This window comes from Streptomyces sp. NPDC005820 (genome assembly GCF_040630255.1).
In the GTDB taxonomy this organism is placed as follows: domain Bacteria; phylum Actinomycetota; class Actinomycetes; order Streptomycetales; family Streptomycetaceae; genus Streptomyces.
In genome coordinates this window covers 17,221-43,374 of sequence record NZ_JBEXXE010000061.1, presented here as the reverse complement: position 1 = coordinate 43,374, position 26,154 = coordinate 17,221, and the positions used below count along the sequence as shown (strand labels likewise).

At 72.3% G+C, this 26,154-nt stretch carries 22 protein-coding genes; 11 read left to right on the top strand and 11 right to left on the bottom strand.

Annotated elements, in window-relative coordinates; translation table 11 throughout:
* The first annotated feature begins 83 nt into the window (after positions 1-83).
* The 5 genes from ABZ464_RS46235 to ABZ464_RS46215 all read left to right on the top strand — a co-directional run bounded on the left by ABZ464_RS46235 (position 84) and on the right by ABZ464_RS46215 (position 9,506).
* Complete coding sequence (locus ABZ464_RS46235; RefSeq protein WP_359287962.1) at positions 84-1,430, top strand: histidine-type phosphatase; 1,347 nt, start codon at positions 84-86, stop codon at positions 1,428-1,430.
* A gap of 170 nt (positions 1,431-1,600) precedes the next feature.
* Complete coding sequence (locus ABZ464_RS46230; protein WP_359287961.1) at positions 1,601-2,779, top strand: hypothetical protein; 1,179 nt, start codon at positions 1,601-1,603, stop codon at positions 2,777-2,779.
* Entirely contained in the window at positions 2,767-5,085 is a 2,319-nt protein-coding gene (locus tag ABZ464_RS46225) for a hypothetical protein (RefSeq protein ID WP_359287960.1), read from the top strand. The genes ABZ464_RS46230 and ABZ464_RS46225 overlap by 13 nt, the downstream gene beginning before the upstream one ends.
* Positions 5,082-6,080: a MoxR family ATPase gene (locus tag ABZ464_RS46220; protein WP_359287959.1), complete on the top strand. Its 999-nt coding sequence runs from the start codon at positions 5,082-5,084 to the stop codon at positions 6,078-6,080. The genes ABZ464_RS46225 and ABZ464_RS46220 overlap by 4 nt, the downstream gene beginning before the upstream one ends.
* 3 nt (positions 6,081-6,083) lie before the next feature.
* Positions 6,084-9,506: an SAV_2336 N-terminal domain-related protein gene (locus tag ABZ464_RS46215; RefSeq protein ID WP_359287958.1), complete on the top strand. Its 3,423-nt coding sequence runs from the start codon at positions 6,084-6,086 to the stop codon at positions 9,504-9,506.
* On the opposite strand, the gene ABZ464_RS46210 is transcribed toward ABZ464_RS46215, so the two are convergent.
* From ABZ464_RS46210 to ABZ464_RS46195, 4 genes are read right to left on the bottom strand one after another with little or no spacing between them, the layout of a single operon-like run.
* On the bottom strand, positions 9,503-9,916 hold the full coding sequence (locus ABZ464_RS46210; RefSeq protein WP_359287957.1) for a transcriptional repressor: 414 nt from the start codon (positions 9,914-9,916) through the stop codon (positions 9,503-9,505). The two genes, ABZ464_RS46215 and ABZ464_RS46210, sit on opposite strands and share 4 nt — an antisense overlap.
* A 59-nt stretch (positions 9,917-9,975) precedes the next feature.
* Positions 9,976-10,878: a metal ABC transporter permease gene (locus tag ABZ464_RS46205; protein WP_359287956.1), complete on the bottom strand. Its 903-nt coding sequence runs from the start codon at positions 10,876-10,878 to the stop codon at positions 9,976-9,978.
* The gene (locus tag ABZ464_RS46200) at positions 10,878-11,645 is read right to left on the bottom strand and encodes a metal ABC transporter ATP-binding protein (protein ID WP_359287955.1); all 768 of its coding nucleotides are present in this window, start codon (positions 11,643-11,645) and stop codon (positions 10,878-10,880) included. The genes ABZ464_RS46205 and ABZ464_RS46200 overlap by 1 nt, the downstream gene beginning before the upstream one ends.
* 37 nt (positions 11,646-11,682) lie before the next feature.
* Positions 11,683-12,639, bottom strand: coding sequence for a metal ABC transporter substrate-binding protein (locus tag ABZ464_RS46195; RefSeq protein WP_359287954.1), 957 nt, complete (start codon positions 12,637-12,639; stop codon positions 11,683-11,685).
* A 151-nt stretch (positions 12,640-12,790) separates the two neighbouring features.
* On the opposite strand from ABZ464_RS46195, the gene ABZ464_RS46190 reads away from it, so the two are divergent.
* Positions 12,791-14,173 carry a glycine--tRNA ligase gene (locus ABZ464_RS46190; protein WP_359287953.1) on the top strand — a complete coding sequence of 461 codons (1,383 nt, stop codon included), beginning with the start codon at positions 12,791-12,793 and terminating at the stop codon, positions 14,171-14,173.
* Positions 14,174-14,228: 55 nt separating this feature from the next.
* Here the strand turns inward: ABZ464_RS46190 and ABZ464_RS46185 are convergent, their stop codons facing one another.
* Entirely contained in the window at positions 14,229-15,320 is a 1,092-nt protein-coding gene (locus tag ABZ464_RS46185; protein ID WP_359287952.1) for an endonuclease/exonuclease/phosphatase family protein, read from the bottom strand.
* Positions 15,321-15,514: 194 nt separating this feature from the next.
* Here ABZ464_RS46185 and ABZ464_RS46180 point away from each other — a divergent pair, with 194 nt between their 5' ends.
* The 3 genes from ABZ464_RS46180 (at position 15,515) to ABZ464_RS46170 (ending at position 18,228) form a co-directional block, all read left to right on the top strand.
* Positions 15,515-16,525: an aldo/keto reductase gene (locus ABZ464_RS46180; RefSeq protein WP_359287951.1), complete on the top strand. Its 1,011-nt coding sequence runs from the start codon at positions 15,515-15,517 to the stop codon at positions 16,523-16,525.
* Between the two features lie 25 nt (positions 16,526-16,550).
* Complete coding sequence (locus tag ABZ464_RS46175) at positions 16,551-17,150, top strand: TetR family transcriptional regulator (protein ID WP_359287950.1); 600 nt, start codon at positions 16,551-16,553, stop codon at positions 17,148-17,150.
* A 130-nt stretch (positions 17,151-17,280) separates the two neighbouring features.
* Positions 17,281-18,228: a UTP--glucose-1-phosphate uridylyltransferase gene (locus ABZ464_RS46170; protein WP_359287949.1), complete on the top strand. Its 948-nt coding sequence runs from the start codon at positions 17,281-17,283 to the stop codon at positions 18,226-18,228.
* On the opposite strand, the gene ABZ464_RS46165 is transcribed toward ABZ464_RS46170, so the two are convergent.
* The 3 genes from ABZ464_RS46165 to ABZ464_RS46155 all read right to left on the bottom strand — a co-directional run bounded on the left by ABZ464_RS46165 (position 18,225) and on the right by ABZ464_RS46155 (position 21,294).
* Positions 18,225-19,397, bottom strand: a complete 1,173-nt coding sequence (locus tag ABZ464_RS46165; RefSeq protein ID WP_359287948.1) for a serine hydrolase domain-containing protein — start codon at positions 19,395-19,397, stop codon at positions 18,225-18,227. The genes ABZ464_RS46170 and ABZ464_RS46165 overlap by 4 nt on opposite strands.
* 67 nt (positions 19,398-19,464) lie before the next feature.
* The gene (locus ABZ464_RS46160) at positions 19,465-19,683 is read right to left on the bottom strand and encodes a hypothetical protein (RefSeq protein ID WP_359287947.1); all 219 of its coding nucleotides are present in this window, start codon (positions 19,681-19,683) and stop codon (positions 19,465-19,467) included.
* A gap of 237 nt (positions 19,684-19,920) precedes the next feature.
* Entirely contained in the window at positions 19,921-21,294 is a 1,374-nt protein-coding gene (locus ABZ464_RS46155; protein WP_359287981.1) for an MFS transporter, read from the bottom strand.
* Positions 21,295-21,466: 172 nt separating this feature from the next.
* On the opposite strand from ABZ464_RS46155, the gene ABZ464_RS46150 reads away from it, so the two are divergent.
* The gene (locus ABZ464_RS46150) at positions 21,467-22,354 is read left to right on the top strand and encodes a helix-turn-helix transcriptional regulator (protein WP_359287980.1); all 888 of its coding nucleotides are present in this window, start codon (positions 21,467-21,469) and stop codon (positions 22,352-22,354) included.
* On the opposite strand, the gene ABZ464_RS46145 is transcribed toward ABZ464_RS46150, so the two are convergent.
* The 3 genes from ABZ464_RS46145 to ABZ464_RS46135 all read right to left on the bottom strand — a co-directional run bounded on the left by ABZ464_RS46145 (position 22,332) and on the right by ABZ464_RS46135 (position 24,924).
* Complete coding sequence (locus ABZ464_RS46145; protein WP_359287946.1) at positions 22,332-22,817, bottom strand: hypothetical protein; 486 nt, start codon at positions 22,815-22,817, stop codon at positions 22,332-22,334. The genes ABZ464_RS46150 and ABZ464_RS46145 overlap by 23 nt on opposite strands.
* Positions 22,814-23,398, bottom strand: coding sequence for an RNA polymerase sigma factor (locus ABZ464_RS46140; protein WP_359287945.1), 585 nt, complete (start codon positions 23,396-23,398; stop codon positions 22,814-22,816). Before ABZ464_RS46140 ends, ABZ464_RS46145 begins: the two co-directional genes overlap by 4 nt.
* A gap of 71 nt (positions 23,399-23,469) precedes the next feature.
* Positions 23,470-24,924, bottom strand: coding sequence for an MFS transporter (locus ABZ464_RS46135; protein WP_359287944.1), 1,455 nt, complete (start codon positions 24,922-24,924; stop codon positions 23,470-23,472).
* A gap of 65 nt (positions 24,925-24,989) precedes the next feature.
* Here ABZ464_RS46135 and dusB point away from each other — a divergent pair, with 65 nt between their 5' ends.
* A complete protein-coding gene (gene dusB / locus ABZ464_RS46130) occupies positions 24,990-26,144 on the top strand; it encodes a tRNA dihydrouridine synthase DusB (RefSeq protein ID WP_359287943.1) in 1,155 nt (384 codons plus the stop codon).
* The last annotated feature ends 10 nt before the right edge of the window (positions 26,145-26,154 follow it).

Here is a 26,154-nt window from a genome sequence, read left to right as displayed (position 1 = left end):
TCGCAGCCTCCGGCCGTTCATCCACCCCGTCGACGCTGCGGGAGATCACCTCCCGATCTCCCGCCAGTCGAAACGGCCCTCCCATGAATCGCGTCACCCCCGCTCTCGCCACCGCCCTCGGCGCCCTGGTGCTCACCGCGCTCCCCGCGCACGCCTCCGACGCCACCACGCGCCTGGCGCACCGCGACAGCTACGGCACCAAGGCCACGTACGAGCCCGAGCAGAGCGCGCACACCTACCAGCGGCCGCCGGCCGGCTTCACCCCCGTCTTCACGGAGAACGTCTCCCGGCACGGCTCCCGCTCCGCCACCGACGGCGAGGACGCCGACCTGATCCTCGCCCTCTGGGACAAGGCCGAGGCCGCCGGCCGACTCACCGGCAAGGGCGAGGAGTTCGGCCCCAAGGCGCGGGCCCTCCAGGCCGCCATGGCGAAGATCGGCTACGGCAACCTCAGCGGCCTCGGCAAGGAGGAGATCCAGGACACGGCCGTCCGCACGGCGCAGCGCCTGCCGTCCCTCTTCACCGGCATCGCGAAGAACGGCGAGAAGATCGACGTCGTCAGCTCGGGCCAGGGCCGCGCCGTCGACAGCGCCAACCTCTACGCGGGCGCCCTCGCCACGACCGACCCCGACCTCAAGCCGCTGATCGGCGCGACCCGCACCGACAAGGACCTGCTCTACTTCCACAAGGCGGCCGGCGGCGCGGCGTACCGCGACTACCTCGCGAACGACCAGCGTCTCGCCACCACCCTCGCCGGCATCACCGACCAGCCGAAGACCCACGCCGCCGCCCGCAGCGTCCTGCGCCGCCTCTTCACGGCGCCCTTCGTCGACCGGCTCGCCACCGCCGACCAGGTCGCCGCCGCGACGGCCGTCTACAACCTCTACGCCATCGCCCCCGCGATGTCCGAGGAGTCCCCGGACGGCGAGGGCTGGGGCATGCAGCGCTACATCTCGGCCTCCGACGCCGCCTGGTTCGGCTATCTCGGCGACGCCGAGGACTTCTACGAGAAGGGCCCGGGCTTCGCCGACAGCGACATCACCTACAGGATGGCCGGCGTCCTGCTGAACGACTTCTTCCAGCAGATCGAGGCGAAGAGGTCCGGCACCAGCGACCTCGGCGCCGAACTCCGCTTCACCCACGCCGAGGAGATCATCCCGCTGGCCGCCCTGATGGGCCTCCCCGGCAGCACCGCCCCGGTCACCGCCGACCACCCCTACACCTACGCCACCAACCCCTGGCGCGGCGCGGACGTGGCCCCCCTCGCCGCCAACATCCAGTGGGACGTCTTCAAGAAGGGCGACGACTACCTGGTCCGCATGCTCTACAACGAGAAGGAGACGGCCTTCAAGGCCTCCTGCCACCCCCTCTCGAAGGGCAGCAAGTTCTACGACCTGGACGAACTGGAGCGCTGCTTCAACCGCGGCTGAGCGGCCGTCGACGCGGACGGGATGCGCGAACCCCGCTGGACCACCCTCCGCCCCGCACAGAGCGGGACCGATTCCCCCGGATCACCCCCTGCGCTCCGGCACCCCCCATTAGCATCGGCGCATGGCCGTGCGGCGAAGCCCGGTCACGCGCGTCTGCGGGGTGGGGGATCGTGCAACGCTCAGTGGTTTTCGTCCATGGCACCGGTGTGCGCGAGAAGTCGTACGACAGGACGTTCGCTACGGTCCGGGCGGAGCTGGCCGGGCTGCGGCCCGCGATCGGGGTACGGGGCTGCTTCTGGGGGCGGGAGGCCGGCGCCGGACTGGCGCTGGACGGTGCGAGCATCCCCGGCTACACGGAGTCCCGCGGCGGCCGGCGCGCGCAGGACGAGGACATCGCCGTATGGGGTGTCCTCTACCGGGATCCCGGCTACGAGTTACGTCTGCTCGGCCTGCGCCCGGCCGTCGTCTCGGGGCTGGACCGCGGCCGGAGCGGCGCGCAGAAGCTGCTCGACGAACTCCGCGGCTACACCCCCTCCGCCCAGGTGCGCGACGCCTTCGCGGCACACGGTCTGAGCGACGCCCTGGACCGCGCCCTGCGCAGGGTCACCGAGTCGCCGGAGCTGAGGGACGCGGCGGTCACCGCCGAGGAGGACGGCTACGAGCACCGGCACGCCTTCGCGAGGGCCGTCGTGGCGGCGGCACTCGCGGACGCCGTGGACGCCGGAGCCGATGCCCCGGACGGCCTTGGACGGGACGCCCTGCTCACCCTGATCGGCGCCGATCTGCACAGCCAGGGACGCGCACTCGCCGCAACGGTCGCCAAGGCCGCCGCCGCACCGGCACTCCTCGCCCTGACCTGGCACGCCCGCCGTCGCCGGGGCGCACACAGCGACGGCCTGCTCGTGCCCGCGGTCGGTGACATCCTGCGCTACCAGGCGCGCGGCCTCGCCCTGCGCCGGCTGATCAAGCGCACCATCGAGCACGCCCCCGGCGACGCCGTCACCGTGATCGCCCACAGCCTCGGCGGTGTGGCCTGCGTCGACCTGATGGTGGAGGAGCGGATCGACCGGGTCGACCAGCTGATCACCGTCGGCTCCCAGGCGCCGTTCTTCTACGAGACCGGCGCCCTGGTCTCCCTGGAACATCCCGGGCAGCCTCCCGCTCACTTCCCGCGCCGCTGGCTCAACCTCTACGACCCGCGCGACCTGCTTTCCTTCCGTGCCGCGCAGGTCTTCCCGGCCGTCGCCACCGACCACGAGGTCGACAACCGCCAGCCGTTCCCGTTCGCGCACAGCGCCTACTGGGGCAACCGTGAGGTCTGGGACGCGATCGGCACATGGCTGGGCTGAGAGCCGTCGACGACCCCGCGCGCGTACACGCCGTGGTCGTCGGCGTCGAACGCTATCCCCGGCACTCCGGCTGGGATCTGCCCGGCGCGGTGGACGACGCCCTGCGCTTCCACAGGTGGCTGCGCAAAGGAGGGGTGCCCGAGGCCAATGTCCAGTTGCTGCTGGCACCGGGGGAGGACAGCCGCGTCCGGCTCGACGCGCTGGCCGGGGAACTCACCTGGCGGCAGACCTGGACCCGCGACCAGGTCATGGACGCGTTCACCGAGGGCCTCGACGGGCGGACCGGCGACCTGCTGTACATCTTCTGGGGCAGCCACGGAGTGCTCGGCCAGGGCGATCGCCGACTGCTGCTGTGCCCCGACGCCTCCCCCAAGGACAAGCGCTGCGTCGACACGGCCAACCTGATGGAATACCTCCAGCGGGACGACCTCACGGGATTCGGACAGCAGGTGCTCCTGTTCGACGCGTGTGCGACCTTCCTCGAGCACCACAACCAGTCGACGGGTCCCGCCGTCGCGGGCTTTCCCACGGTGCGCCGACGCCGTGTCGAGCAGTTCGCCCTGTGCGCGGCCGCCCCCGGCCAGGTCGCGGAGAACGACCCGGCGCTGCGCAGCGGGGTCTTCTCGAACGCCGTGCTCGACTGGCTGGAGACGAACGCCGCCGATCTGCGCCCCGACCCGGCCGCACTCGTCGCCCACGTCCGGGCCGAGACGCCCGAGGTGCAGACCCCGGTCAGTATCGAGGTCCGCGCCCTGGACGGTTCCAGGGAACAGCTGTTGTGGCCGGGCCGGGCCCCGCTTCCGCCGTCGACCGACCGGTCCCGGCTGGCCCTCGCCCTGCACGACGCGCTGGGCGACGCGGACCTGCGGGCCCGTTGTGTCGAGCACCTCGTCGCGCAGTGCCCGGGAGCCGGCCTGGGGGCGTGCCCTTCCGACGAGCGGATCGCCCACGCCCTGCTCACGGTCGAACGGGCCATGGCCGCCCTCGTGGAAGTCGTGCACACCCGGAACCGGCAGGCCGCCGACCAGTTGCTGGCGCTGGGACGCACCCATGGCGTGCCCGGCCTGCTGTCCCCCCTCGAGCACCGCTCGCTGCGGGAGTCGTTCGGCCGGGTACCGCAACTGCCGCCCACGGCACGGGTGATCGCGGCCGTACGAGCGGCCCAGCCCTTGGGGAAGGCCTGGCTGCCGCCGCCCACCACGGAGGAGACGGACGGTTCCTCCGTCGACCGGCTCATGGCCTGTGTGGAGCACTTCGAGCAACTCACCGGCGGACAGAGCGTGGCGCATCCGGGACGACAGCTGGTGCCCGCCGTCGTCCGCTTCACCGAACTGCTCGCCGCGCTCGTCCCCGCGCTCCGCAGGGAACTCCATGAGTGGGCGGACCGGGTGGCCCGGCGGCTCGGCGTCGACGACGGCGGTCTGGCCGAGCGCCGTGCCGAGGCGCTGGCCTGGCCGGACTCGCTCGGACCGGCGGCCTGTCGGCCCCGGGTCCTCGCGCAGTTGGACGCGGCGCCACTCGACTCGGCCGACGGCGGGGACGAGCGCTACACGTGCGTGATGTGGGTCGACGCCGGTGCGGGGGACCTCGTACAGGCCGCCGAACAGAGCATCGAGCCCCTGTCCTCCCGGGGCGTGGTGCGCCGGATAAAGCGGACGGTGAAGCTGCTGCGCGCGGAGACCGAGGAGACCCCGGTCGTGGAGATCCTGCTCCAGCCGGACGCCGTACAGCTGCCTGTGGATGCGTGGAACGGCGCCGACGACGGCGATGCGCTGCCCTACCTGCTGGGGGTGGAGTGGGCGACCGCGCTGCGCTGCGCCCCGCTGGCCGACGCCGAGCGGGAGGAACAGCGGCAGGAGGGCTTGAAGAACCGCCGGGCGGGGTGGCACAACGACACGGTGGTCTTCCTCGACGACGGGCATGCCAAGGGATACACGGGCTACGGAGCCCTGATGGCGGACGTCCGGGCGGCCCGCGCCGTGGTCCGGGCGGGCCCGGACGGCCGGGACCGGCTGGTGCAGGCGGCGCTGCGGCTCGGCTACCCCGTCGTGCTGTGGGACCGGCAGGCGCCGGCCCAGGTCCCGGACGCGCACTTCGACGCGCTCCGCCCGGAGAGAGCCGTGGACGGGCTGCCCTGGCGGATCCGGGACTACCGGGCCCAGGCGTGCATGAACCCGGCGGCTCATCCCGTGTGCCCGGCGGCGCTGCTGGAATCCGCCGACCGCCCCCTTCCGCCCGTCCTGTCCCTGACCGGACTCTCCGACCCCGCAGCCCGTTCCGACTCCCCAGAGGCGAACCCCCGATGACCTCAGAGACCCCAGAGACCCCGGCATCCGAAACGGACGACGGCACCGCCGCCGCGGACGAGAACTGGCGGCTCTTCCGGGGAGACGGCCGGCGGCGCACGGTCGCGATCCCCGCGGCCCCGCCCTGGCGCCGCTTCGCGCCCGCCGAAGGCGGCACCCCGGCCGGGGCCCATTACGTCATCGGCCGCGAGGAGACCGACGTCGTCAACGCCGCCATCCATCTGCGCCGGCCGCTGCTCGTGACCGGCCACCCCGGCACCGGCAAGTCCTCGCTGGCCACGGCCATCGCGCACGAACTCGATCTGGGCCCCGTGCTGCACTGGCCCGTCAACAGCCGCTCCACGCTCCAGGACGCCCTCTACCGCTACGACGCCATCGGCCGGCTCCAGGAGAGCAACCTCGCACGGGACCCGGACGGGACCCGGTCCGGCATCGGCTCGTTCCTCCGGCTCGGCCCGGTGGGCACGGCGTTCGTCGCCGCGGACCGCCCCCGGGTGCTGCTCGTGGACGAACTCGACAAGGGCGACATCGATCTGCCGAACGACCTGCTGACCGTGTTCGAGGAGGGCACCTTCGAGATTCCGGAGCTGTCCAGGCTGCCCGAGAACCAGGCCGAGGTCGACGTCCTCACCATCGACCCGCACATGACGGCGCGGGTGACGCGGGGGGTCGTCCGCTGCGCCGAGTTCCCGCTCGTCGTCATCACCAGCAACGGAGAGCGCGACTTCCCGCCGGCGTTCCGCCGCCGCTGCCTCCCCCTGCACCTCGGGGACCCGGACGAGGCGCGGCTGCGCGGGATCGTCGAGGGCCATCTCGGGCCCGATGCCCTCGCCGACGCCGGTGACCTCGTCATGGCGTTCCTGGCCCAGCGGGCGGTCGGGGAACTGGCCACCGACCAGCTTCTCAACGCCGTGTTCCTGCGCCGGGGCGGGGCCCGGCTGGATGCCGACGGACTGCTGAAGACGGTGCTGCACCGGCTCAACGCGGACGGCTGAGCCATGTTCGAGGAGCTGCGGAGGCTACTCGGACAAGAGGCCGGGCTGCCGTCCCTGGGGCAGGAGGAACTCCTCGACATTCTCTGGCTCGCGGCACGCGTCCCGTCCGGCCCGGCGGCACCCCTGGCCGCGCACATCCCGTCCGGCACCGACCCGGAGTCGCCGGACGCCGAGGGCTCCCTGCCCGGTGCGGAGCCGGACCCGGACGCGACCGCACCCCCCGGCAGCACGGCGGGGAAGAGACCCGGGAACACACGGAGAACCGCCCGCCCGGTCCCCCAACTGCCGGTCGTCTCCGGTCCCCTGACCGCCGAACCGCCGACCGGAGCCCTGTGGACCCCCGGCGCCCGGGCCCTCGGCCCGACCCTTGCCCTGGGCCGGGCCCTGCGTCCGCTGAAACGGCGCGTCCCGAGCCGCCGCCGCAGTGAACTCGACGAAGCGGCCAGCGCCGATCTCCAGGCCGACACCCGCACCCCGCAACTGGTGCTGCGCGCCCAGCCGGAGCGATGGCTGCGGCTGACCCTGATCATCGACGGCGGCGTGTCCATGCCTCTGTGGCAGCGGCAGTGCGCCGAACTCCAGGGCCTCTTCGAACGCAGCGGCGCCTTCCGCCAGGTGGAGACCTACCAGATCCGCTACGACACCGGGGGCGCGGAAGTCCGTCTCGGCCGCCCCTGGACCGCCGCGACGCCGACCCGGCCGGCCGACACCGTCTCCGACACCGCCGGCCGGACCATGGTGCTGGTCGTCACCGACGGCGCGGCGGCCGCGTGGCGCGACGGACGCCTGCGGCCGGTGCTCGAAGCCTGGGCCCGCTGCGGTCCCACGGCGGTGCTCCACACCCTGCCCCGCCGGCTGTGGGCGGGCTCCGGCGTACGGGCGGACAGCTGGCAGGTCGTCTCCCCCCGCCCGGGCGCGGCGAACACCGCCTGGACCGTGACGGACCAGGTGCTCCCCCCGAGCGTCGCACCGCCCCCGCCGGTGCCCGTCCCCGTCCTGGAACTGACCCCGGCCGGCTTCTCGACCTGGGCCGCCCTGAACACGGTCGTCGGCCGACCGGTCCCGGCCCGTCTGTGGGCCTCCGAGCCGAGCCAGGCGCCGGCCGCACCGGTCCGTGTCTCCGTCCGGGACTTCGCCCGCGCCGCCTCGCCCGAGGCCCTGCGGCTGGCCGCGCATCTGGCGGCCATGGCTCCGGTCACCGTGCCCGTGATGCAGCTCGTCCACTCCTGCCTCGACCAGCGCCAGGACACCGCGCCACTGGCCGAGGTCTTCCTGGGCGGCCTGATACAGCCCGTGGAGCCCGAGGACACCGGCCGCACCGGACGCCACCGGCTGTTCGATTTCACCCCGGAGGCCAAGGACCTGCTCCTGGACGCCGTCCCCACCGCGGAACTCCTCGACTGCAGCCGCCGGGTGGGGGAGCGCATCGAGAGCCTGACCGGCCGCTCGTCGGACTTTCCGGCCTGGCCACTGGACCGGGACGAGACGGGAGAGGCCGCACCGTTCGCGTACCTCGGGCCGGCGATGCAGGCACGGCTGGGGGTGCCGGGCTCGGCCGCCGACGGGGTGGTCCTGTCGCCGCACACCGAGGAGACGGCGTCCGGGTGGGGGCCGGGTGAGGCCTCCGTCGAGCTCCCTCGCTGGGACTACGTCATGAACCTGGTGGACAGGGCCGTCGGGTCGTCGGACGAGCCGCCCGCCGCGATTCGGTCCAGGTTGCGCGAGCGGTATGTGGACGTGCTGCTGTCCCGGTGCCCCGAGGAGGTGCGGAGCGCGTTCGCCCGGGTGCGCGGCGTTCCGCAGGACGCCGATGTGCTGCTTCTGCATCTGCTCGGATACGTCCATGACGAGCCCGCCGCGACGCGGAAGAGCGAGGCGGAGATCGCCGGGGACCTGTTGCGGTACCTCGACGAGCGGGGCCTCCGTCTCGAACGCGACCGTTCGGGGGAGGCGGCGCGCCGGCATGACGTGCTCTGGCAGGAGGACGGCTGGATCTGCCCGGTGGCGATCCGGCGGGCCGCCTCGCCCTTCGGCTGGCGGGCGCCCTGGCAGGACTCCCTGACCGGCCCGGCCTTCCTCCTCGCGGTGGACGACGACGACAAGCCGGACGGACGGGTCCCGTTCGACGAGTGCGTGGTGGCCTGGCCGGACCGGTCGCTCATCGGCCTGCGCCTGCAGAACCGTGCCCCGACCGGCTCACCGGGCGCGCCGGGAACGCGCAGGATCTGTATCGCCGTCGACATCGTCGGATACGGGAAGATGGACCGCCGCACGGGACGGCGGATGCAGGAAGCCCTGCACGACGTCCTCGACCTCGCGATGAGGATGACGGGGGTTCCCCGCCGTCTGTGGGTCCGCCAGGACCGTGGTGACGGCACACTCGTCCTGCTGCCCCACGGGGTGGACGAGGCGAGGGCCGTCCGCGGATTCGTGGACGGTCTCACCCAGGGGCTGCGGCACGTACACGAGCGGGGGGTCCGGATGCGCGTGCGGGCCGCACTGGCCCTCGGCGCCGCGGGCGTGAGCGAGCGGGGGGCCGGCGGGGAGGCCGTTCTCCATGTCGCCCGCCTCGCCGACTCGGCCGTCCTGCGCGGGTCACGGGCCGACTGCGCGCTCATCGTGTCCGAGTCGCTGTACGAGAGCGTGCCCGAACTCCACGGCCGCCTCCAGCGGGTACGGATCGAGGAGAAGGCGCTCCGGACCTGGGCGTGGCTGCGGCCCGACCCGCCCGGGCTTCCCGACCCGGATCGCTCCAACGCGGTGCTGATCGGGGTCGGCGCCTACACCGAACTGCCCCGTCTGCCCCAGGTCGGCGTGGGACTGCGAGAGCTGTCGCTGCTGCTCACGGATCCGTCGGAGGGCACCTTCAGCGGGGCTCGGACCACGGTGCTGCCGGACCCGGACGACGGAGCGGCGGTGCTCGGCGTACTCGCCCATGCGGCGATCTCCGCCGAGGACACCCTGCTGGTGTACTTCGCGGGACACGGCCTGTACGACTCGGTCTCCGGCGAGCTGAGCCTGGCTCTTCGCCGCAGTCGTCCATACGCGCCCGTCACGGGCGTGCCGTTCGACGACATCCGCAGAGTGGTCCTCGGCAGTGCGGCCCGGCACAAGATCGTCATCCTGGACTGCTGCTACAGCGGGCCCCCGGGGTCCCGCGGCGTGCCCGGGGTGTTCAATGCCGTGCCCACGGACGATGTGACCGTCCTGGCGGCGTCGGCTCCACCCGGGGACGGGTGCATGGCGCTCACCGGAGAGCTCGTCGACGTCCTGGCCGCCGGTCTGGACGACGGGTCGGAGGTCGTCTCGCTGAGGGTGCTGCACCAGGAGCTGCGACACCGGCTCAGGGCAGCCGGTCTCCCCGAGCCGACGCTCGGATCCCACGACAACGGCGAGATCGCCCTCGCCCGCAACCGCGCCCGCTAGGGCGTGCCCGCGCACTCCGCGCAGGTCCCGAAGATCTCCACCGTATGCGCCACATTCACAAACCCGTGCTCCGCAGCGATCGCCTCCGCCCACTTCTCCACCGCCGGCCCCTCCACCTCGACCGCCTTGCCACAGGTGCGGCAGACGAGGTGGTGGTGATGGTCGCCGGTGGAGCAGCGGCGGTACACGGACTCGCCGTCGGAGGTGCGCAGGACGTCCACCTCGCCGGCGTCGGCGAGGGACTGCAGGGTGCGGTACACGGTGGTCAGGCCGACGGAGTCGCCCTTGTGCTTGAGCATGTCGTGGAGATCCTGCGCGCTGCGGAACTCGTCGACCTCGTCCAGTGCCGCCGCGACGGCGGCGCGCTGCCGGGTGGCACGGCCCTTCACGGGCGGTCCAGCGGTCGTCACCGTTGCCTCCTCACGTCTGCGGCTTGCCGGGCCATTGTGCCAGCCCGGCCTGTGCCGAGTCAGACGCCGACCCCGTCGTCGGCCCCCCTCGTGGCCGGAATCGTGCACTCCGCCGGGTCTCCGGCGGGGTGGGCGGCGGCTGCCGCGCGGGCGCGGCGGCGGGCCAGGGGGGCGGCCAGCGCGCCGAGCGCGAGGAACGCGGCGATGGTGAGCAGCACGATCGTCGCGCCGGGCGGTACGTCCTGGTAGTACGAGGTGACGGTGCCGCCGATGGTCACGCTCACGCCGATCGCGACGGCGATCGCGAAGGTCGCGGCGAAGCTGCGGGTGAGCTGCTGGGCGGCGGCCACCGGGACCACCATCAGGGCCGACACCAGCAGCAGGCCGACCACCCGCATGGCGACCGTGACGGTCACCGCCGCGGTGACCGCGGTGAGGAGGTTCAGGGCGCGGACCGGGAGGCCGGTCACCCGCGCGAACTCCTCGTCCTGGCTGACCGCGAACAGCTGGCGGCGCAGACCGACGGTGACGAGGACCACGAACGCGGCCAGCAGGCAGATCGAGGTGACGTCGGATTCGCTCACCGTCGACAGGGAGCCGAAGAGGTACGAGGTCAGGTTGGCGTTGGAGCCGCCCGGGGCGAGGTTGATGAACATCACGCCGCCGGCCATACCGCCGTAGAAGAGCATGGCGAGGGCGATGTCGCCGCGGGTGCGGCCGTACCAGCGGATCAGTTCCATCAGCACCGCGCCGAGGACCGAGACCGCGGTCGCCATCCAGACCGGGGAGGTGGAGAGCAGGAAGCCGAGGCCGACGCCGGTCATCGCGACATGGCCGATGCCGTCGCCCATCAGGGCCTGGCGGCGCTGGACCAGGTAGATGCCGACGGCGGGGGCGGTGATGCCGACGAGGACGGCGGCGAGCAGCGCCCGCTGCATGAAGGCGTAGTCGAGGAAGTCCATCAGCTCAGCAGTCCTGTGCGCATCGGTTCGGCACCCGCCGGGGCGTGCGGGTGTACGTGGTCGTGGCCGGGCAGGGCATGCTGGCCGACGGCCTTCGGCGGCGGGCCGTCGTGCTGCACACAGCCGTCGCGCAGGACGACCGCCCGGTCGATCAGGGGCTCCAGGGGGCCCAGTTCGTGCAGCACGAGCAGGACCGTCGTACCGGCCGCGACCTGGCTCTTCAGGGTCTGCGCCAGGACCTCCTGGCTGGCCAGGTCCACGCCCGCCATCGGCTCGTCCATGATGAGCAGCTCGGGCTCCGAGGCGAGCGCGCGGGCGATCAGGACGCGCTGGTGCTGGCCGCCGGAGAGCGCGTCGACGTTGTCCCTGGCCCGGTCCGCCATGCCGACGAGGTCCAGGGCGTGCCGTACGGCCTCCCGGTCCCCCTTGCGGAAGACGCCGAAGCGGGTGCGCGAGAGGCGGCCGGAGGAGACGACCTCGGTGACGGTGGCGGGGACGCCGCCGGCGGCGGTGGTGCGCTGGGGGACGTAACCGATCCGCGCCCAGTCCCGGAACCGCCGGCGCGGGGTGCCGAACAGCTCGATCTCGCCGGAGGCGACGGGCACCTGGCCGATGACGGTCCGCACGGCGGTGGACTTGCCGGAGCCGTTGGCGCCGAGCAGCGCGACGACCTCACCGCGGTGCACGGTGAGGTCGATGCCCCGCAGGACGGGGCGCGAGCCCAGGTCGGCGCGGACACCGCGCAGGGAAATGACGGGCTCCGTCATACCGCTTCCGGTCATGCCGCTTTCTCCGATCGGCTGGTCACTTGGCTCCCAGGGCCTTTTGGAGCGCCTTGAGGTTCGCCTGCTGGACCGAGAAGTAGTCCTTGCCGCGGGACTTGTCCGTGATGCCCTCGATCGGGTCGAGGACGTCCGTGGTGAGTCCGGCGTCGGAGGCGATGGTCTTCGCGGTCTTGTCGCTGACGAGCGTCTCGTAGAACACGGTGGTGACGCCGTCGGCCTTCGCCATCTTCTCAAGCTCCTTCACGCGCGCCGCGCTGGGCTCCGACTCGGGGTCGAGGCCGTTGATGGCCTCCTCGGTCAGGCCGTAGCGCTCGGCGAGGTAGCCGAAGGCGGCGTGGGTGGTGACGAAGACCTTGGTCCTCGTGTCCGCGAGCCCGGTCCTGAACTCGGTGTTCAGGGCGTCGAGCTTCTTCACCAGGGCCGCGGTGTTGGCCTTGTAGTCCGCGGCGTGGTCGGGGTCGGCCTTCTCGAAGGCCTTGCCGACGCCCTCGGCGACCTGGGCGTAGCGCACCGGGTCGAGCCAGATGTGGGGGTCGAGGCCGGACAGCTCCTCGTTCTCGTGGTCGTCGTGCTCGGCCGCGTGGCCGCCGACCTCGTTGCCGTGCTTCTCCAGGGAGGTCAGGGAAGCGGCGTCGATCTTGGTCTTGACCTCGGACTGGGCCACCGCGTCGTCGACGGAGGGCTGGAGGTTCTTCAGGTAGAGGACCGCGTCGGACTCCTGGAGCTGCGCGGTCTGCTTCGCGCTGATCTCCAGGTCGTGCGGCTCCTGGCCGGGCTGGGTGAGACTGGTGACGTGGACGTGGTCGCCGCCTATCCGCTCGGCGAGGAAGGCCATCGGGTAGAACGACGCGACGACGTCGAACCTGTCCGTGTTGCCGGCGGCACTGGCCCCCGAGCAGGCGGTGAGGGTGCCGAGCCCGAGGGCGGCGGTGACCGCCATGGCTATGCCGGATATGTGCTGACGCCGTACGTTCATGACAGTCATTTTCAACAAATATGGAAACCGTTGTCAACAAGGGTCGGGCAAGGGGAACCGATTTGGTTCAGGGGGAGCCCCCGCCGGTACCCTGAATCATTCGCTGGAAGCATCTCGCTTCGTCGCCCGTCGTCGTTATGAAGAGAGCACCGTGGCCGCCGACAAGATCGACACCATCGTCAGCCTGAGCAAGCGCCGTGGCTTTGTATTCCCCTGTAGTGAGATCTACGGCGGCCAGCGTGCCGCCTGGGACTACGGACCGCTGGGTGTCGAGCTCAAGGAGAACCTGAAGCGCCAGTGGTGGCGCTACATGGTGACGGCGCGCGAGGACGTGGTCGGCATCGACTCGTCCGTCATCCTGGCCCCCGAGGTCTGGGTCGCCTCCGGTCACGTCGCCACCTTCTCCGACCCGCTGACCGAGTGCACCTCCTGCCACAAGCGGTTCCGCGCGGACCACCTGGAGGAGGCCTACGAGGCCAAGCACGGCCGTCCCCCGGCGAACGGCCTGGCCGACATCAACTGCACCCACTGCGGTACGAAGGGCCAGTTCACCGAGCCCAAGCAGTTCTCGGGCCTGCTCTCCACCCACCTCGGCCCGACGCAGGACACCGGCTCCATCGCCTACCTGCGCCCCGAGACCGCCCAGGGCATCTTCACCAACTTCGCCCTGGTGCAGACCGCTTCGCGCAAGAAGCCCCCGTTCGGCATCGCGCAGATGGGCAAGTCCTTCCGCAACGAGATCACGCCCGGCAACTTCATCTTCCGCACCCGCGAGTTCGAGCAGATGGAGATGGAGTTCTTCGTCAAGCCGGGCGAGGACGAGACGTGGCAGGAGTACTGGATGGAGCAGCGCTGGAACTGGTACACCGGCCTGGGCCTGCGCGAGGAGAACATGCGGTGGTACGAGCACCCGAAGGAGAAGCTCTCCCACTACTCCAAGCGCACCGCTGACATCGAGTACCGCTTCCAGTTCGGCGGCAACGAGTGGGGCGAGCTGGAGGGTGTCGCCAACCGCACCGACTACGACCTCAGCGCCCACTCCAAGGCCTCCGGCCAGGACCTCCACTACTACGACCAGGAGGCCGGCGAGCGCTGGACGCCGTACGTCATCGAGCCCGCGGCCGGTGTCGGCCGCGCGATGCTGGCGTTCCTGCTCGACGCCTACGTCGAGGACGAGGCCCCCAACGCCAAGGGCAAGCTGGAGAAGCGCACGGTCCTGCGTCTCGACCACCGTCTCGCCCCGGTGAAGGCCGCGGTCCTGCCGCTGTCCCGCAACCCGGAGCTGTCGCCCAAGGCCAAGGGCCTCGCCGCCGCGCTGCGCCGGCACTGGAACATCGAGTTCGACGACGCGGGCGCGATCGGCCGCCGCTACCGCCGCCAGGACGAGATCGGCACGCCGTACTGCGTCACGGTCGACTTCGACACCCTCGAGGACAACGCCGTCACCGTGCGCGAGCGTGACTCCATGAAGCAGGAGCGCGTGTCCCTCGACCAGATCGAGGGCTACCTGGCGGGCCGCCTGATCGGCTGCTAGTCCACCGCCGACACCGGCCCCGCACCCCTCACCGGCGTGCGGGGCCGCTGTGTTTTCAGAGGTCCAGGTCCGCGTACAGGGCCGCGTGGTCGGAGGCCTGGGTCGCCCTCGACGTGACCGTCTGGAACGACTTGAAGGTCTTCGGCTCGAAGATGCCCCGCCGTTCCACCTCGACGTGCTCGATGCGCTCGAACAGTCCCGGCGGGAACAGGAGGTAGTCGATCTTGTCCTCGTCCTGTGTGCCCGGTCCGTGGGTGCCCGGGTCTCCCGTGTAGCTGGAGTGGGTCATCGCGTCCTTGAGGCCGGCTTCCAGGAGGGTCTGGACCGGGGGGCTGGCCATGAAGTCGTTGAGGTCGCCGGCGACGACGACGTGGTCCGACCGCAGGAGGGCGGCCTCGTAGATCTCCCGGACGCGCTTGGCCTGGCGGGCCCGGAGTCCGGCGCCGCCGCCGCGCTTGCTCTTGAGGTGGTTGCCCAGGATCCACAGGGGTGTGCCGTTCACGGCGATCTCGAACTCGGGGCAGTCCCGGCTGAAGAGCCGCCGTCCGCCCTGCCCGGGGTCGAAGAGGTGGGACCGCACCGAGGTGATGGGGTGGCGGCTGAGGATGCCCACGTCGATGCCGCGGGGGTCATTGCCGTCGATCAGCAGGTTGAACGGGTACGGCTGGTGCCCCAGCGTCTCGCCGAGGACGTTCTCGTTGAAGCGCTCCAGGGCGAGGCGGTCCTCGACCTCCACCATGAGCAGGATGTCCGCGTTGACCTCGGCCACCACTCGCCCCGTGTTCTGTACGGCCGGCCAGCTGAGGTCGTCGCGCACGAGCTGGGCCCAGCCGGCCCAGTCCCCGCGGCCGCCGGCCGCGACGGTGACGGGGGGACCGTCGTCGAAGAGTCTGCCGCCCCGCCCCTTCAGCTCGTTGACGAAGAACGGCCGGGGGCTGTCCGGCGCGGAGTCGAGGGCCTGGTGCTCCCTGACGATCGCGAGGATCCGGTCCTTGTCGTTCTTCGTGTAGCTCTCCTTCTCCAGGAGGGACACGAGTTCACCGAAGTCGGCGAGGACCTTGTCGCGCTGGGTGTCGCTCTCCAGGGCGAAGGCTTTGGGGCGGCGGAAGAGGTTCTCCGCGTTGAAGGTGCCGATACGCATGGTCATGACGCGCCTCCCGCGGCGGCGCTGAGCCGCACGGCCGACGGCAGGCGCCGCCGAGGTGACTGCACGCCGACATTCCCCATTGTCCCGGTCGCGGGCTCTGCCGTCGTGTCGAAGTAACGGCTGACAGATAACAGCTGACAGATAACAGCTGACAGATGTTGATATCTGTCAGCCAAGATGTCAGGGTGGAGTACATGACGATCTCCACCCGCCCCCTCGGCACCACCGGCCCCCGTGTCTCCGCCCTCGGCCTCGGCTGCATGGGCATGACCGCCCTGTACGGCGAAGCGGACCGCGCCGAGTCCATCGCCACGATCCACGCCGCACTGGAGGCCGGCGTCACCCTGCTGGACACCGGCGACTTCTACGGCATGGGCAGCAACGAACTGCTGATCGCCGAGGCCCTGCGCACCGCGCCCGCCGCCCGGCGCGAGCAGGCCCTGCTCAGCGTGAAGTTCGGCGCCCTGCGCGGCCCGGACGGCTCCTGGCTGGGCTACGACGGCCGGCCCGCCGCCGTGAAGAACTTCGCCGCCTACTCCCTCCAGCGCCTCGGCGTCGACCACCTCGACGTCTACCGCATCGCCCGCCTCGACCCCGACGTCCCCGTCGAGGAGACGGTCGGCGCCCTCGCCGAACTCGTCGAGCAGGGGTACGTCCGCCACATCGGCCTCAGCGAGGTCGGCGCCGAGACGATCCGCCGGGCCGCCGCGACCGCCCCGATCGCCGACCTCCAGATCGAGTACTCGCTGATCTCCCGGGGCATCGAGCGGTCGATCCTGCCCGTCACCCGCGAACTGGGCATCTCCGTCACGGCGTACGGCGTCCTCGGCCGGGGCCTGATCTCCGGGCACTTCACGGCCGAACGGCAGCTCACCGCGGGCGACTTCCGGGCCTTCTCGCCCCGCTTCCAGGGCGAGAACCTCCAGCACAACCTGAACCTGGTCGAGGCCCTGCGCGCGGTCGCCGACGGCAAGGGCGTCTCCGTCGCCCAGACCGTGATCGCCTGGGTGCTCGCCCAGGGCGAGGACATCGTCCCGCTGATCGGCGCCCGCAGCCGGGAGCGGCTCACGGAGTCGCTGGGCGCCCTGGACGTCGTACTCGACAAGGCGGACCTCGCCGCGATCGAGGAGGCCGTACCGGCCGACGCGGCGGCCGGCCAACGCTATGGGCAGGCGGCGATGGAACACCTCGACAGCGAGCGCTGACACCCCTGCCCGGTACCGTCTGACCATGGCTCCACCGCAGACCTCCGAGACCCTGACCCCCGAGCGCATCCTCGAAGCGACCGAGGAGGTGCTGCGGCGCCACGGCCCCGCCAAGGCCACCGTGGTCGACGTGGCCCGCGCCCTCGGGGTCAGTCACGGCAGCGTCTACCGGCACTTCCGCACCAAGGCGGCGCTGCGCGAGGCGGTCACCAAGCGGTGGCTGGACCGTACGTCCGAGGCCCTCGCGGGCATCGCCGCCGACCGGGCGCACGACCCGCAGGCCCGGCTGCGCGACTGGCTCGCCGCGCTCTTCGCGGCCAAGCGGCGCAAGGCGGGCGACGACCCCGAGCTGTTCGCCACCTATCTGGTGCTGTCCAAGGAGAACGGCGAGGCGGTCCGCGAGCACATCGCCGACCTGACCGGCCAGCTCGGCACGATCATCACGGCCGGGGTCGGCACCGGAGCCTTCGCGGTCCCCGACCCGGCCACCGCCGCCCGCGCCGTCTTCCAGGCCACCGCCCGCTTCCACGACCCCGACCACCGCACCGCGTGGGAGCGGCCGGAGGCGCAGGACGACTTCGAGGCGCTGGTGGACCTGCTGGTGAGAGGGCTGGGCGCGAGCTGAGCGGCGGCCGCCCGGGCGGGACGGGCGGCCGCCGCCCGGGCGGACTAGAGTGTGCGGCCGACGACGCGAGTGAGCGGCGACGCGAGACACCGGCCACCCGCGACACCGACACGAACCGGGAGAGACCCCGATGCCCCCGACGATCCGCAGGGCGGTGATCCCCGCCGCCGGACTCGGCTCCCGGCTGCTGCCGCTGACCAAGGCCACCCCCAAGGAGATGCTCCCGGTCGGCGACAAGCCGGTGATCGAGCACACCGTGCGCGAACTGGTGGACTCCGGCATCACGGACATCACCATCGTCGTCTCCGGCGGCAAGTCCCTCATCCAGGACCACTTCCGCCCCAACCCCGCCCTCGTCGACCAGCTGCGCGCCGACGGCAAGCCCGCCTACGCCGACGCCGTCGAGGAGATCGCCGAGCTGGCCCGCAGGGGCCACATCACCTACCTCGACCAGCGCGGCCCCTACGGCAACGGCACCCCCGTCCTCAACGCCGCCCGCTCCTTCGGCGACGAACCCGTCCTGGTGCTGTGGCCCGACGACGTGTTCGTGGCCGAGGTCCCCCGCGCCCAGCAGCTGATCCGCGCCTACGAGCAGACCGGCTGCCCCGTCCTCGCCCTCATGCCGATGGACCCCGCCGACTCCCAGCGCTACGGCGTCCCCCTCGTCAAGGAGGACCTCGGCGGCGGCACCCTGCGCATCACCGGCCTGGTCGAGAAGCCCGAGCCGAGCGCCGCGCCCTCCTCCTACGCGGCCATCGGCGGCTATGTCATCACCCCCGGCATCGTCGACGAACTGCGCGAACAGACCCGCCGCTGGTACGAGCGCCGCACCGGCGAGATCTACCTGACCGACGCGATCAACGCCTACGCCGCCACCCGCGCCGTCTACGGCCAGGTCATCCAGGGCCGCTGGTACGACACCGGCAACCCCGCCGACTACCTGGTCGCCCAGATGGCCCACGCCCTCGCCCACCCCGAGTACGGGCCGCTGCTGCGCGGGCTGGTCAGCGACCTCGACGACACGGCTTCCCAGTCCGCCGCTCCCCAGTCCGCCGCTCCCCAGTCCGCCGCTCCCTAGTCCGCCGTCGCCGTGCACCGCCAGAAGTCCCGCATCAGCGGGGTCGGCGTCGGGTTCTCCATCGCCACCTGGGTCAGCAGGATCGTGACCGTGCCCGTGGCCGGGACGACATGGGCCGTGGTGCCCGTGCCGCCGACCCAGCCATAGCGGCCGGGCACGTTCCACGGATCCAGGGGAGCGATGTCCACCTGGCCGCCGTACCCCCACCCCTGGCCCTCCAGGAACAGGGCGCCCCCCTCCCGCTGTGCGGCGCTGAGGTGGTTGCTCGTCATCCGGCTCACCGAGGTGGGGGAGAGCAGCCCGCCGCCGCCGTCCAGGAGCAGCCGGGCGAAGGCCAGCCAGTCGTCGGCCGTCGAGACCAGGCCCCCGCCGCCCGAGGGGAACGCGGGCAGCCGGCTCCACTGGCCGTCCGGGCGGTCCGTCGTCTCCAGCGCCCCGGCGCCGTCTGGACGGTACGCGGTCGTGAAGCGGTCCCGCTTCTCCTCGGGGACCTCGAACGCCGTGTCCTTCATGCCCAGCGGCTCCAGCAGCCGCTCCGCCAGGAACTCGGGAAGGGACCGGCCCGACGCCCGGGCGATCAGGATGCCCTGCAGATCCGACGCCGTGCCGTACAGCCAGGCCTCGCCCGGCTGGTGCAGCAGCGGGACCCGGGCCAGCTCGGCCAGCCAGACGTCCGGGGCGGGGTAGGCCTGCGGCGCCCGCCCGTCCTTCTGCACCCCGAACAGCGCCTGGACCGCCGGAAGGGCGAAGTCGGACGGGAAGCCCCAGCCGGGACGGGAGGACAGCAGATCCTCGACCGTGATCGGACGGGCCGCCGCGACCACGTCGGTCACGGGGGCGGACGGCGTGCGGACCACCAGGGGCCTCGCCAGCTCCGGCAGCCACTGCGCCACCGGCGCGTCCAGCCCCACCACGCCCTCGTCCACCAGCATCAGCAGCGCGGCCGCCGTCAGCGGCTTGGTGATCGACGCGATCCGGAACAGGGAGTCACGGGCCATCGGGGCGGAGCCGTCGGCGTCGACCGAGCCCACGGCCACGACCTCCACCTCGTCCCCGCGGGCCACCAGGCCCACCGCCCCCGGAACCGTCCCGTCCTCGACGTACCGCCACAGGGTGGAGCGAAGAGGGGAGTGAAGAGGGGAGTGAAGAGTGGAGCGAAGAGTGCTCATGCCGTCGGCCTTCCGGTGCGGGAACAGCGCCACCTACGCCACCTACGACTCCCCGCGCGCCCGGAACTCATCGCCCGGCCGCTCCCTCCGACGGGTTCACCGTCGCCTGGTGGGCCTCGGCGAGATGCTCCGCCGCCTTCAGCCAGGGCAGGAACTGGGCGCCCTTGCGCCAGCCGCACGTGCCGCACTCGATGGTGCGCTGTACGCCCGCCCGCCGCACCCGGACGACATGCTCCCGTCCGTGCTGGTCCCAGCGGCTCACCTTGCTCTCGTCGATCTGCGGCACGACGCCTCCAGCGTCCCTGTCCGGTCCCACTCGGCCAGCAAGGAGTGTGCAGCACGGCGGGCGGCAACGGGGGCGGTCCGGGGACGAGTTGACCAAGCCGTTCTCTCCCGGTGACCGACCGGGCGGGTGCTGGGGGGTGTTTCGAAAGTCCCGCACAGCACCCACGGCGCCCGGCACGCCCCGCCGAGGGCCCGCACCGGACACCGCGGGCACCGCACGCAACTTTCGAAACACCCGCTAGCCGATCCTGCGGGGCAGGCGCAGGCTCAGCAGGCCCGTCGCCACGACGCCCACGACCTGCACGGCCAGCGTCGTCACCAGGGCGTCCCGCACGCCCGCCCCCGGGACCAGGGAGAGGAAGAGGGTGCCGAGGGTGGCCACGCCCAGGGCCAGGGAGGCCTGCTGGGTGGTCACCATCACCCCGCTGCCCACGCCCGCCCGGGCCGGCGGCACCTCGGACATCACCAGCCGCATCACGACCGGCAGTTGGAACGCCTGCCCGGCGCCCGCGACCGCCGTGCCCGGCAGCAGCTCCAGGAAGCCGACGTCGGGCCAGTCGGCGCGGACCGTCAGCAGGATCAGCAGCACGCCGACGCCCTGCAGCACCGCCCCCGCCGTCACCACCCGCGACCCGAACCGGGCCACCAGCCGGGGCCCGGCGAGCGAGGCGCAGAAGAACGCCACCGCCATCGGCGCGAGCGCCAGCCCGGCCGGGACCGGGCCGAGGCCCGCCCCGCTCTGCAGGGCCACGGCCACCACGAACATGAACCCGCTGAACCCCACCGCGAGCGGCGCCATGATCGTCAGCCCGCGCCGCAGCGTGGTCAGCGCGAGCAGGCTCGGCGGCACCAGCGGCGTACGGCCGCGGCGGTCGGCGCGCCGCTCGACGACGTAGAACGCCGCCGCCACCAGCGGGAACGCGGCCAGCGACAGCCAGGTCCACAGCGGCCAGCCCGCCGCCCGGCCCTCGGTCAGCGGGGCGAGCAGGGTCAGCAGCGCGGCGGCGAGCAGGACGGTACCGGGGCCGTCCACCGGCTCGGGGTGCGGGGAACGCGTCTCGGGAACGGTCCGCACGGCCAGGACCAGGCCGACGACGACCACGGGGACGTTCACCAGGAACACCGAACGCCAGCCCGTGCCGGCGAGGTCCGCCGCGACCAGCACGCCGCCCAGGATCTGGCCCGCCACCATGGACAGGCCGGCCGTGGCGCCGTAGAGGCTCATCGCCCTGGCGCGGCGCGGGCCCTCGGTGGACGACTGGATGGTGGCGAGCACCTGCGGGACCATCGCGGCGGCCGCGGCACCCTGCGCGACCCGCGCCGCGACCAGCGACCACGCGTCGGGCGCGAGCCCGCAGGCCAGCGAGGCCAGCCCGAAGGCCGCCATGCCTCCCAGGAACAGCCGGCGCCGGCCGAAGAGATCGCCGAGCCGGCCGCCGAGGACCAGCAGCACGGCGTACGCGACCCCGTACCCGGCGACGACGAGCTCCAGGACGGACTCGCTCGCGGCCAGGTCCCGGCCGATGGTCGGCAGGGCCACATTGACGATGAAGAAGTCGATCAGGGGCAGCGCCGCACCGAGCAGCACGGTGAACAGCCCGAGGGAATTCAGGGGGCGGGCCGGGGCCGCGGTACGGGCGCCCGGCGGGACGGTGGTGGTTGTCGACTGGGTCACGCCCCGAGCCTGCGCCGCGCCCCAGACGGGTACCAGAGTGTTCTTATCCTGGTAGCAGCACCACCTGGAAACAGGGTCCGGGCCCCGGCACGCTGGAGGCATGACGACGATGGTCCAGGAGAGCACGGTCACCTCGCCGACGCCTCGTGGCTCCGGCTCGGAGATACGACGGCACGAACTCGCCGTCTTCCTGCGCAGCCGCCGCGAGCGGATCACCCCGGAACAGGTCGGCCTCCCCCGTGGCGCCCGCCGCCGTACGCCGGGGCTGCGCCGCGAGGAGGTCGCCCATCTCTCGGCGGTCGGCGTCACCTGGTACACCTGGCTCGAACAGGCCCGGGACATCCATGTCTCCGTGCAGGTCCTGGACGCCCTCGCCCGCACCCTCATGCTCGACGGCGGCGAACGCGCCCACCTCTTCCAACTGGCCGGCGCCTCCGACCCCACGCCCGCCGCGAACTGCGAGGGCGTCACCGAGGCCGTGCGCATGACCCTGGACCAGCTCGACCCGTTGCCCGCCTGCGTCCAGAACAGCCGCTACGACATCCTGGCCTACAACCGCACCTACGCCCGCCTGTTCGGCGACCTCGACGCGATCCCGCCCGAGGACCGCAACTGCATACTCCTCGTCCACACCAACCCCGACTGGCGGTCCGCGATCGTCCACCTCGAGGAGACCATGCGGCTGATGGCGGCCAAGCTGCGCGCCTCCATGGCCGGGCACCTCTCCGAGCCGGCCTGGAAGATGCTGGTCAAGCGGCTGCAGACGGAGTCCCCCGAGTTCCGCGAGAACTGGGAGCGCTACGAGGTCGTCGTCGGCCGCTCCAAGATCAAGCAGTTCCGCACCCTCCACGTCGGCCTCCTCACCCTCCACCACACGGACCTGTGGCTCAGCCCGGACCACGGGGCCCGGCTGGTGTCGTACACACCGGTGGACGAGGAGAGCAGGAGGCGGCTGGAGAGGCTGCACCGGATGGTCAGCGGGACGGGCACAGGGTGACCTCGTCGCCCGGGTGCAGGACGACCGGCAAGCGCCAGCTGCTGGCGGTCGTGCGACGGCCGGCCTTGTCCACCGCGATGAGCGGGGCCCACCCCGAGCCGTCCCTGCACACCCCGATGACGACCTTCGAGCCCCAGGCCCACTCCACCACCTTGATGTCGTCCTTGCTCAGGGCCTCCGCCAGCCCCCGCCGGTCCACCTCGCGGAGGCTCTGCTTCTTCAACGTGAGCGTCACGCTGCCGTCCCCGTGCCGCTCGACCGCATAAGCGGCAGCCGCACCCGGCGACCCCGGCACCGCGACAGCCACCGCCAGGGCCACGGCACAGGCCGCCAGGGCCAGGGAGACCCGCCGCCGGGGGAGGAAACGCCGGGGGACCGGAGCCGCCACCGGCTCCTCCCGCAGCGCGATCTCCCGCTTCAGCTCCGCCAGCAGCCGGTCCTCGAAGCTCTCCCGCGCGCTCATGCCTCTCCTCTGACCACGTGCAGCACCGACATGTCCGCCCCCACCGCCCCCACCGACGCCTCCGCCTCCGCGCGCAGCGCCTTGCGGGCCCGGTGCAGCCGGACCCGGGCGGTGACCTGGCGGATGCCGAGCGCGGCGGCCGCCTCCGTGACCGTCAGCTGGTCCACCGCCACCAGTTCGATCACCGCCCGCTCCCCCTCGGGCAGCCGGGCCAGCGCGGCCAGCAGCCGCCGGCCCGGGCTCTCCGCGTCGAGCTTGTCCTCCAGCCGGACGATGTCGTCGGCCTCCAGGAGCCGGCGCCCCGAGAACCGCCGGTCCCGCTCCGCCTCCCGTGCGACGCGTCGCCGCTCCGAGGAGACGACGTTGCGCGCGATGCCGTACAGCCACGCCGTCTCGCTGCCTAGACCCGGCCGGTAGGTGTGGGCCGAGTCGAGGACGGCGAGGAAGATCTCGGCGGTGAGATCGGCCGCCGTGTGCGGATCGTCGACCCGCCGCGCCACGAACCGGGTCACCGCGTCCACATGGCGCCGGTAGAACTCCTCGAACCCCGCTAAGAGCCCCGTCCGCTCCCCGCTCTCCACACGCGCCTCCTTCTCCTCGGCTGCACCTGTACTTGGTACGGGCCCCGAGAAGCGTTACGGCGCTGCGGCGGTCAGGCGTTCACACCCGCCGCCGCCTCCCTGACGTCCTGGGTCTCCTCCTCCAGGCGCCGGGCCGCCCGCTCCGCCGTACGGCGGGCCCACGGGCCGGTGGTCAGGGTGCCGAGGACGAGGACGAGGAGGCCGCAGGCGGTGAGGATCCACCAGCCGGGGACGGCGGCGGAGACGAAGGTCTCGCGGTACGACGTCACGCTCACGCCCGCCGCCAGCACCGCGCCGACCACCGCGACGCCGAGGGTCTGGCCCAGCTGCCGGCTGGTGGAGGCGACCGCCGCCGCGACCCCGGCCTGGCTGCGGGGCATCCCGGAGACCGCCGTGTTGGTGATCGGCGCGTTCACGAAGCCGAAGCCGATGCCGAACAGGGTGTAGCCGAGGAACAGCGTCACGTTCGAGGTCTCCGCGTCGAAGACCGCGAACAGCAGCGCGCTCGCCGTCATCGCCAGCCCCGCGATCATCAGCGGCAGCCGGGGGCCCCGGCTGCCCACCAGCCGGCCGGACAGCGGCGCGCACAGGAACATCGGTACGGCCATCGGCAGCATCCACAGACCCGCCTGCAGCGCGTCCAGCCCCCGTACGTTCTGCAGATAGAGCGTGGACAGGAACAGGAACCCGCCCAGCGCCGCGAACGCGCTGATCGCCACCACCGTCGCCCCGCTGAACGGTGCCGAGCGGAAGAAGCGCAGGTCGATGAGGGGTTCGGCGCGGCGCGGCTCGTAGAGCAGGAGTCCGGTGAGCGCGGCGAGGGCCAGGGCCGCGAAGGGGCCGCTGGTCGCGAGGCCCGCGCCGGGCGCCTCGATGATCGCGTACGTCAGGGCGCCGAAGAGCGCGATGACCAGCAGCTGGCCGACGGGGTCGGGGCGGCGGGCCCTGGGGGCGCGGGACTCGGGGACGAACCGGAGGGTGAGGAGCAGGGCCGCGAGGCCGACCGGGAGATTGACCCAGAAGATCGCGCGCCAGCCCACCGACTCCACCAGCAGCCCGCCCAGCAGCGGTCCTGCCGCCATCGAGATGCCCACGACCGCGCCCCACACACCGATGGCCCGGGCGCGCTCCCGGGGGTCGGTGAAGGTGTTGGTGATGATCGACATGGCGACCGGGTTCAGCATGGAGCCGCCGACCGCCTGCACCATCCGGGCCGCGATCAGCAGGTTCAGATCGGGGGCGAGGGAGCACAGCAGCGAGCCGAGCGAGAACACCACCAGGCCTGCCATGAAGACCTTGCGGCGGCCGATCCGGTCGGCCGTGGAGCCCGCGAGCATCAGCAGGGCGGCCAGGACGACCGTGTAGGCGTCGATGGTCCACTGGAGTCCGGCGGTGGAGGCGTGCAGATCGCGCTCCATCGCGGGCAGGGCGACGTTCAGGGCGGTGGTGTCGAGGCTCACGATCAGCAGGCTCATACAGCAGATCGCGAGGACGAGCCGACGGCGGCGGGGGCTGAGCTCGGGCATGCGTTAATAGTACGCCTAACTAATGAATATGGCTCGTACGGCGTGCCGTACGTGAGAATGGGTGGATGCCCACGACCGCGCCCACGCAGAACACGACCCTGCGGATCGGCCCGCACGCCGTCCAGCCGCCCGTAGTCCTGGCCCCCATGGCCGGCATCACCAACGCGCCCTTCCGCACCCTGTGCAGGGAGTTCAGCGGCGGCAAGGGCTTGTTCGTGAGCGAGATGATCACCACCCGGGCGCTGGTCGAGCGCAACGAGAAGACCATGCAGCTGATCCACTTCGACGCGAGTGAGAAGCCGCGCTCGATCCAGCTGTACGGCGTCGACCCGGCCACCGTCGGCAAGGCCGTCCGCATGATCGCGGAGGAGGACCTCGCCGACCACATCGACCTGAACTTCGGCTGCCCGGTCCCGAAGGTCACCAGGAAGGGCGGCGGCTCGGCGCTCCCGTACAAGCGGAACCTGCTGCGGGCCATCCTCCGGGAGGCCGTGTCGGGGGCCGGGGACCTGCCGGTGACGATGAAGATGCGCAAGGGCATCGACGACGACCACATCACCTACCTCGACGCGGGCCGGATCGCCGTGGAGGAGGGCGTCACCGCCATCGCGCTGCACGGCCGCACCGCCGCCCAGCACTACGGCGGCACCGCCGACTGGGACGCCATCGCCCGCCTGAAGGAGCACGTCCCGGAGATCCCGGTGCTCGGCAACGGGGACATCTGGTCGGCCGAGGACGCGCTGCGGATGGTGCGGGAGACCGGCTGCGACGGTGTGGTCGTCGGACGCGGGTGCCTGGGGCGGCCGTGGCTGTTCGCGGACCTGGTGGCCGCCTTCGAGGGGCGTACGGCCGACCTCGCGCGTCCCTCGCTGCGTGAGGTCGCCGAGGTGATGGTCCGTCATGCCACCCTGCTCGGCGAGTGGATCGGCGACGAGTCCAAGGGAGTCGTCGACTTCCGCAAGCATGTCGCCTGGTATCTCAAGGGGTTCGCGGTCGGCTCCGAGATGCGCAAGCGGCTCGCGATCACCTCCTCCCTTCAGGAACTCCGCTCCGGGCTGGACGAGTTGGACCTCGACCAGCCCTGGCCCACCGGCGCCGACGGGCCCCGCGGCCGTACGTCCGGCAACAACCGGGTGGTGCTGCCGGACGGCTGGCTGAAGGACCCGTACGACTGCGCGGGCGTGGGCGAGGACGCGGAGCTGGACACCTCCGGCGGCTGAACCCCCTTAC